Source organism: Xanthovirga aplysinae (genome assembly GCF_009711365.1).
Classification (GTDB): Bacteria; Bacteroidota; Bacteroidia; order Cytophagales; family Cyclobacteriaceae; genus Xanthovirga; species Xanthovirga aplysinae.
In genome coordinates, this window is sequence record NZ_SMMB01001108.1 from 1 (window position 1) to 8357 (window position 8357).

At 35.5% G+C, this 8357-nt stretch carries 6 protein-coding genes; 1 reads left to right on the forward strand and 5 read right to left on the reverse strand.

Annotated features, from left to right (window positions below; genetic code table 11):
- Positions 1 to 60: 60 nt before the first annotated feature.
- From kynU to E1171_RS13105, 3 genes are all read right to left on the reverse strand, one after another.
- Positions 61 to 1371, reverse strand: coding sequence for a kynureninase (gene kynU, locus E1171_RS13095; protein WP_155206458.1), 1311 nt, complete (start codon positions 1369 to 1371; stop codon positions 61 to 63).
- 151 nt (positions 1372 to 1522) lie between these two features.
- The gene (locus E1171_RS13100; protein WP_155206459.1) at positions 1523 to 2281 is read right to left on the reverse strand and encodes a polysaccharide deacetylase family protein; all 759 of its coding nucleotides are present in this window, start codon (positions 2279 to 2281) and stop codon (positions 1523 to 1525) included.
- 275 nt (positions 2282 to 2556) lie between these two features.
- A complete protein-coding gene (locus E1171_RS13105) occupies positions 2557 to 3312 on the reverse strand; it encodes an aspartate/glutamate racemase family protein (protein WP_155206460.1) in 756 nt (251 codons plus the stop codon).
- Between the two features lie 793 nt (positions 3313 to 4105).
- On the opposite strand from E1171_RS13105, the gene E1171_RS13110 reads away from it, so the two are divergent.
- The gene (locus E1171_RS13110; protein ID WP_155206461.1) at positions 4106 to 5566 is read left to right on the forward strand and encodes a hypothetical protein; all 1461 of its coding nucleotides are present in this window, start codon (positions 4106 to 4108) and stop codon (positions 5564 to 5566) included.
- A gap of 274 nt (positions 5567 to 5840) precedes the next feature.
- On the opposite strand, the gene E1171_RS13115 is transcribed toward E1171_RS13110, so the two are convergent.
- Positions 5841 to 6260, reverse strand: a complete 420-nt coding sequence (locus tag E1171_RS13115) for a response regulator (RefSeq protein WP_155206462.1) — start codon at positions 6258 to 6260, stop codon at positions 5841 to 5843.
- Positions 6261 to 6796: 536 nt separating this feature from the next.
- Positions 6797 to 8344: an L-piperidine-6-carboxylate dehydrogenase gene (gene amaB, locus E1171_RS13120; protein WP_155206463.1), complete on the reverse strand. Its 1548-nt coding sequence runs from the start codon at positions 8342 to 8344 to the stop codon at positions 6797 to 6799.
- Positions 8345 to 8357: the final 13 nt, after the last annotated feature.

An 8357-nucleotide genomic window follows, 5' to 3' on the forward strand; every position in this document is an offset into this window, starting at 1 on the left:
TGCTTTCCCTTGTTTTCTGCTTGAAATGACTTTTTCATTTATATTATTTTTTCGGCCTTCTTATTTTTCATGCTCTTCGGGCTTTTCCATTGTTTTTATGAGAAGGGAATAACTTTTTTCCAAAATTTCTACAAAATCGTAAACCTCTTCAAAGGAATTGTAAAGTGGAGTTGGGGCAACACGAATAACATTTGGCTCCCTCCAATCTGCAATAACCCCAGATTCAGTCAATTGGTCAAAAAGCTCTTTTCCTTTTTCCCGGGCCGAGAGTGACAATTGACACCCTCTTTCTTTTGGATTAGATGGAGTAAGCACCTCAAATAAATCCGTTCTTTTATTTAATTCTTCTATTAAAAAGTCAAGAAAGGCCGTAAGCATTAAACTCTTATCACGAAGGGCTTTCATTCCCACTTCTTGAAAAATCTCTAAAGCAGCTTTGTGGGCAGCCATTGGTAATACATTACAATTACTTAATTGCCAACCATCAGCTCCCTGCATGGGGATAAAGCCTTTCTCCATTTGGAAACGCTTCTCTTCATCATATCCCCACCAGCCAGCAAATCTTGGTAGTTCAGGTCTATTTGCATGCTTTTGATGAACAAATGCTCCACCAACACTTCCAGGGCCTGAGTTTAAGTATTTGTAGGTACACCAAGCAGCAAAATCCACCTCCCAATCATGCAAGGCTAAAGGGACGTTTCCCACGGCATGTGCTAAATCAAATCCTGCATATGCCCCTACTTTATGAGCAGCTTGAGTAATAGTCTTCAGGTTAAAAAATTGACCAGAATAATATTGAACCCCACTCATGAAGACCAAAGCCAATTCATCAGCATGTTTTTGGACGGCCTCCAAAATATCCTCAGTACGCAATTTATGCTCTCCGGTACGGGGTTTTAGTTCAATAATGGCTTTTTCTGGATCGAAGCCATGGAATTTTACCTGGGACTCCAGGGCATATTGGTCCGAAGGAAAATTACCTTCTTCGGTAATTATTTTAAATCGTTGATTATTAGGGCTGTAAAAAGAGACCATGAGGAAATGAATATTGGATGTTAAGTTATTCATTGCCACCACCTCTTCTTCTTTGGCTCCAACCACCTCAGCTAATCCTTTTTTAAATAATTTATGATAATGAAACCAGGGATTTTTTCCTTGAAAGTGTCCTTCAACACCCAATTCCCTCCAGGACTTTAATTCTTCTTCCACATATTGCTGTGTTGATTGAGGTTGCAGTCCCAAAGAATTGCCACAAAAATAAATGGATTCTTTCCCATTAACTTGGGGGATAAAAAATCTTTGTCGGTATTTTTTTAGAGGATCCTGCTGATCCAATTGACGAGCAAATGCTCTGGAATTTTCAAATTTCATTGGCTGAATGCTTAACTCAAAAATAGGAAACAGACATTATTGTCGGTTGGTAAATTACTCCTTAACAATTAGTTTGAAATTGCGATGGTGCACCAAGAAAATAAAAATTGGGAACGATTGCAACTATTCTAAAATGGATTAACCAAAAAGTTTAATCTTCTATTAAATCACTAAATCGATAAAATTTCAAACCATTCTCGTCTGCGGTATTCAGGATAAATTCTAAAAATTCAATATCAAATTGGTATGGTTCTTTTGCAGGACCCTTGGAAGGAAAATGACCATGTAGCATAACAACTTCCTGGTTTAAAACTGCTCTTTTTATTGCTTGTCGCACCATTTCTTTAGATAGTTTACTTCCCAAATCCATTCCCACGGAACCTAGTGATTTTTTTCCATCAAAATTGAAAAATATTTCATCTAATTCTGATATATTTTCACCTTGTTTTAGTGGGGAAACTGTCCTTAGAACTTTAAAATATCTTAACAGTAGAAAATCTGTAAACCAGTACTTACTGCCATAAGGATAGGCAAATGAACTAGGTGGTAGACCTGCTTTGGACATTGCCTCCATTCCGGCAAAAATTTCATTTTCTAAATAAGTATGGTAGGAATTTTCTTTAATGTAATATTCCGAAACTACATGGAGTGCACCATGAAAGCCAATTTCGTTGCCTTCTTGTTTGAGTTGCCTTAATTTATTGATATCACTTTCATTTAATGAGTCAAATTGAGTAATGAAAAATGTAGCTCTTGCATTATACTTTTGAAAAAGTGTTCGGAGCTCAAACCATTCCTGAACGGACCTGTCATCAAAGGATAAACAGATTCCTGATTTTCTGATATTTTTCTTCTGGTTACAAGAAAAAAGCAGCAGAGAGAATACTAGGAATAGGTAAATTTTATTCAATTTTATTTTTTAGGATTTGTGGAAAATAAAAATATAATAAAATCGGCGAATGATGTTGATATGATTTGATAATTTCTTTAGGAAAGGTAAAAAGTTAAATGGGGTACCTGTTTAGGTTTTTTTAAATATATAAAAAGAAAAGGTCATGCTGGAGAATATGCCGCTTTTAAAATTAAGGTTCTGGAAGTTGTCCTTCCCATAAAAAGAGTTTTTCTAAGGAAAATGGGTGTAGGAAAATGGTGGAAGAGTTGAATAATATATTCAACTCTTAATTTTTATCCAAAGGGCTTTAATTTTGTTGGGTCATACTCCCTTATCAAAGCACGAGCAAGAACTCTTGTGGCATCAATCAACAGGATGTTACGGTATTCAGAAGTAGTCAATGCAAGGGGTAATTCCGTACAGCCTAAAATAATGCCTTCTACTTGTTGCTCTTTCATAAGATCCATAACGTGGTGTAATTGAGCTCTTGCCAATTCGGTGATTTTGGCTCCTGTGGATTTAATTCCATAAGAATAATGGTAGATGGCATTGTGGACTAAATCCCGCTGTAAATCTTCTTTTGGTAAAATGCATTGAAAGCCCGCCTCCTCAATCTTAATTTGATATAATTTTTGTTCATACGTGCCATTCGTGCTCAGTACGCCTATTTTTGTTTGGGGTTGAAAGAGGTTTTTAAGAAAGGAAATATTTTCTTCAATCAAGTGAATCACCTTCAATTGACTGGCCTCATTTCTTAATTGTTCCTTAATTTTATCAAATATCTTGGGTGAGTGTGCTGTATTACATGGAATGCCCAAAGTAGTAACTCCAGCCTTTTCCATTTCCATACAAATCCTGGCCATTTCAATTCCAGGATTCACCTTCACTTCTCCTTCCAGGAACCCTGTTCTATCCTCAATTCTACCTGGTAAGGAATATAGAGCTACCGGTAAATGCTCCTGATCAGAATAGGCCTTGGTCTCTTCGATAATCTTTTTAAATAGGTCGGATCCAGCTGCAGGACCAACACCACCTAGTACTCCTAACATAAGTAATCAAGTTAAAAATACTCCCCTCGGGGAGTTTGTCTAAAATAGAAATAAAAAAGTAGAGGTGAATCAATAAAATTTTTTTGGTTTATCAAGATCTCACATAATTGATCTTTCCACTAAGGTAGGGAACGATTCGGAGGGCCAATTTATTGAAACCTAATACCCAAAGCAATAAGATAAAGGGAATAATTCGCTTACATTAGTGATTCCTGTAGGTTATTTTAAACGGTCGTTTATTCTTTTATCAATACTACTACTTATAATAATAAATAGATCGGGTAGAATCTTAGGTTATTTTCACCTTCTCCTCATTTCAGTAATTTGTCTTAGAATACACTTTATGCTTTAGGTAGGCTAAAAGGATCAGTAATTAAAAGTCTTGAATTTTAAAAAGTAGGGGAATTTTACAGTCAGGGTTTTCACTGGTTTTGCTTTTTCTTTTTGAAATAAACAATGTTTAAACATTTTATTTGAAAAAAGTTATATTTGAAGCTAAAGTTTACCAGTTATATAGAAATAAGGAAAGGTTTCTTTTTAAACCCAAAATTGTTATTCAATAAACGGGGAAAAGATAAATTGATTTGGTATTATTTCTCTATTATTTTAAGATAAAAACCAAACTAGTTTTAGAAAAAAAAGAAACTAAAAGATTAAAAACTTTATTTTTTCTAAAAAAAATAGGATATTATAATTCAGTGAAAAAATAGTAAAATTAAAAGTGGTAATTATAGGATTTATGCCTTTCCAACTTAAGAGAATAATCAGTTAAATCATTTAAGGGTAGAACTTTATGGCTAAATTAAAGAATATTATTAAACAATTGTCTACTGAAGATTATCAGGCTATACATAACTCCTTAATTGAAAGTAATGCGGAAAAATCAGCCTATTTGTTAAAATCCATGCGTGAAAAGCAGTTATCGGATAGTAAGATCATGATAGAATTGGATGTAAACACCAATGCTTATTATACGCTACGTTCAAGGCTCAACCAAAAGATTGAGGAATATTTATTGCAACAAATGGAAAACCCCAGGACGGATATTCTGAAAAAGGTTGCCAATATTAATGAGATTATTTTCACCAAAAAGAAAGCTATTGCCGTTGCAACCCTCAAAAAGCTTGAAAAGGAGTTGATTGATTACGACCTTTCTAATGAATTAACTATTGTTTATAAGTTCCTGAAAAAATTACATATAAATTCGCCAGAATATTTTAATTATTCCCAGCTTTATAACCGCCATGTCGCTTATACCCTTGCAGTAGATAAGGCTGAGAATCATTTAGCCGAGTATTTTAAAAAATATGGAGAATTCTCTCTGTCCGGAGATGAAACGGATAGGCTGGCCTTGACGCTCTTTAACAATGAAATGAAAAATATTTGCAGTTTGTACGATTCACACAGACTTTATGTGTATCAAAGTTGCATGAGTATTTTTCATCGACTTTTTGTTGAGAAGGAGGAGGTAGTCTCTGATGAGCAGGAACCTGTTGAGGACCTTTTAAATAAGGTTGAGAGGGTACTAAACTCCTATCATCTAGACACAATTTATTATCATTTGGAGCTGGTTTATGAGTTTTTGAAGTTGGAATATTATAACCATTATAAAGTTTTTCGGAAAGCTGAAAAATATTTTGAAGATGTCAATGAATCCGCTTCTAGTCTTTTAACTAATTACAGCCTATTTACTTATCCAGCACAATTTTTATTGTCAAAATTAAAAAGGGCCTTGAGAACGCAAACCGAGGCAACCCTGTATAAGGAAAATGAGGCCTTATTTTTCAATTATGCATCTGATGACAGTGATATACCCAAACATATCTCATATATAACCTATCGCGCTATTTCTTGCTATTATGCAGATAGGTTTAATGAGGCTGCTCGGTGGCTCAATAATCTTCTAAATGAGATTAGCTTAAAAAAATATCCACTTGCCCAATTGGAAATTAAGGTGATTTTAGCCCTACAATACTGTATGATGAATGATTTCGATCTTTTTAATCAGCTTATCAATAGTATACAACGACAAATTCGGATTCTAGGAAAAGAAAATTGTGAACACATTCTGTTGTTTACTAAAATAATGAAGATTTCTCTTAGCGATGCTAAAAGGCATAAGTATGAAAAAATTAAAGATCTGTCGGATAGGTTTCAATTCATGAAGGAAGGTGGTTTTACTCCTACCAAATACATTAAAATGGATGAAAGGTTTTTAGTACGATTAAGTAGAGAACAAAAAGTCGCCAGTTGATCATCTAAATTCAAGAAATTGTAGTCATCAATATAATTACAAGAGTATGATGGTTTAGGTTGTTAGAAAGACCTTTAATCTAAAAAAAAGAGGTTGCCCTAAAATTGAGACAACCTCTTCCTTTATAATTAAGCATTTCATCAATCATTTGATGAAATGCTTTTTTTGATCACCCTAAATCATAAGAGCTTGAATTTTTCCCTTTATCAGGGAAATGTTGGCTAAGGGAGCCCACAATATATTACCGGCATCCAATCTTGGAAAAAAAATGACATCAAACATCTAGCTTTTCAAGACTATCCTGTGTTAAAGGTTTGTTGATGTACTTTTTCACATATTCGTATTTTTTGGAGCGGTTGACGTCCTGAGGATTTAGGGATGAAGTTAGCATCACTACCCTGCATTTATTTCGAGTTAGGTCGGTTAATTTCCCGAATTCATCTAAAAAGCGAAAACCATCCATGAGAGGCATATCAATATCCAGGAATATTACATCAGGCAAAGAACTCAAAGAAGCTTCTCCCAATTTTTCTAGGTTTTTTAAAAACTCAATAGCACTCATGGCTCCAGTATGAATGAAAATATGTTCAGCGATGTTTGAAGCTTCAATCATTTTCTGATTAATGAGGTTATCTATCTCATTATCATCCACTAACATTACGGTGTAATATTTTTTAGCTTTCTTTTCTGCCATTTTTATTTTTGATATTTTCTATTACTTAACGATCCTATTGCTGTCCATGCATTTGGCCTTTTCTCAAAAGGTTATTCTGAGTCCAACTGATTCCGTAAAACCAGAACTTAATCCCGATTGTGGCGAATTTCTTTTTTGAGCTTTTTTTACTTTAGGCTGGCCTGAAAACAGATTAATGAAACACTGAATGCGGCACTATTAAGTTTTCAACGGGAGTTATAAGTTTAATAAAGTTCCAAACCAGACTTTGAGCGCTTAAAAATATAAATTTAAACATGTTTTTCGCCTGCTTTGGAGATTTTTTTTGTGGGGTCTCTATTGATTAATAATACACCGTGAAAAAGCTCTTCTTAATCCCCTATTTGCTTTTACTCATTTGAGCAAATGGCCTATTGCTTAAATTTACTTTAAATCAAAAAGAACACAAAGCCTATAAAAGGAAAAGCAAGGTTTATAAAGTTAAAAATATTTCCACCTTCTTCAAGTAAAATAAAATATATTTCATGAACTTTTATCCTTTTCTAAGGAGTAAATTGTTAAAAACCAAATTGTATTCCCTGAGCCAAAGGTAAATCCGTACCATAATTTATGGTGTTGGTCTGTCTTCTCATATAATATTTCCAGGCATCAGAACCTGATTCTCTCCCTCCTCCGGTTTCTTTTTCGCCTCCAAAAGCACCACCAATTTCGGCTCCTGAAGTTCCAATGTTCACATTAGCAATTCCACAGTCGGAGCCCATATGGGAAAGAAATAATTCCGATTCTCTCAGATTAGAAGTCATAATTGCTGATGATAAACCTTGTGGTACGTTATTTTGGATAAATATGGCTTCCTCAATGGTGGTATATTTCATGAGGTATAAGATGGGAGCAAAAGTTTCTGCTTGTACTATCTCAAATGAATTTTCTGCTTCATAAATGGCTGGTTTTACATAACAAGCAGATTGAAAGCCTTTTCCGTTTAAAACTCCGCCTTCCACTACTGCTTTACCCCCTTCTTTTTTCACCTGCACGATGGCCTTAAGGTATAGTTCTACAGCATTTTGATCAATTAAAGGCCCAACATGATTGGCAGGGTCAAGGGGACTTCCTATTTTCAACTGATTGTAGGCCTCTTTTAAACGTGATTTTACATCTTCATAAATCCTTTCATGAATGATTAGCCGTCGAGTGGAGGTACATCGCTGGCCAGCTGTACCTATTGCCCCAAAAACCGCCCCAATAATGGTCATTTTCAGATCAGCGGTTTCTGAGATAATAATGGCATTATTTCCACCCAATTCTAGCAAAGCCCTTCCAAGGCGTGCTCCCACAGCGGCGCCTACCTTTTTCCCCATTCGGGTAGAGCCCGTAGCAGAAATTAAGGATAGACGTGGGTCATGGGACATTAATTCTCCAATCCGGAAATCCCCAATTAATAAGTTGCTTACTCCCTCGGGGATATTATTTTCTTTTAGAACTTCGGATAAGATTTGCTGGCATGCTATGGCACTCATAGGGGTTTTTTCTGAAGGTTTCCAAATGCAAACATCTCCGCATATGAGGGCGATCATAGCATTCCATGACCAAACAGCTACAGGGAAATTAAAAGCAGAAATGATTCCGACAATTCCTATGGGATGGTATTGCTCATACATTCTGTGTTGCGGGCGCTCCGAATGCATGGTAAATCCGTGTAACTGGCGGGAAAGGCCAACTGCAAAATCACATATATCGATCATTTCCTGAACTTCACCTAAACCTTCTTGAAGTGATTTCCCCATCTCATAGGAAACTAGTTTTCCCAATGCTTCTTTTTTTCCTCTTAACCGATCTCCAACTTGCCGTACTATCTCTCCACGTTTAGGAGCAGGAATTTGTCGCCATTGGGAAAAAGCTTGGTTGGCAATATTAACTACGGCATCGTAAGTATCCTGCTTTGCAGCATTTACTTTTCCAATTAGTAAGCCATCCACGGGAGAATAGGAGGAAATTACATCCCCGGAAGTTTTAATCCATTCCATACCCGTAGATGCTCCCTGGTGCAGATCTTTAATCCCAAGCGATTTTAAAGCTGCTTGAATTCCAAAAATATCTTGTGACATAATTTTATAATTA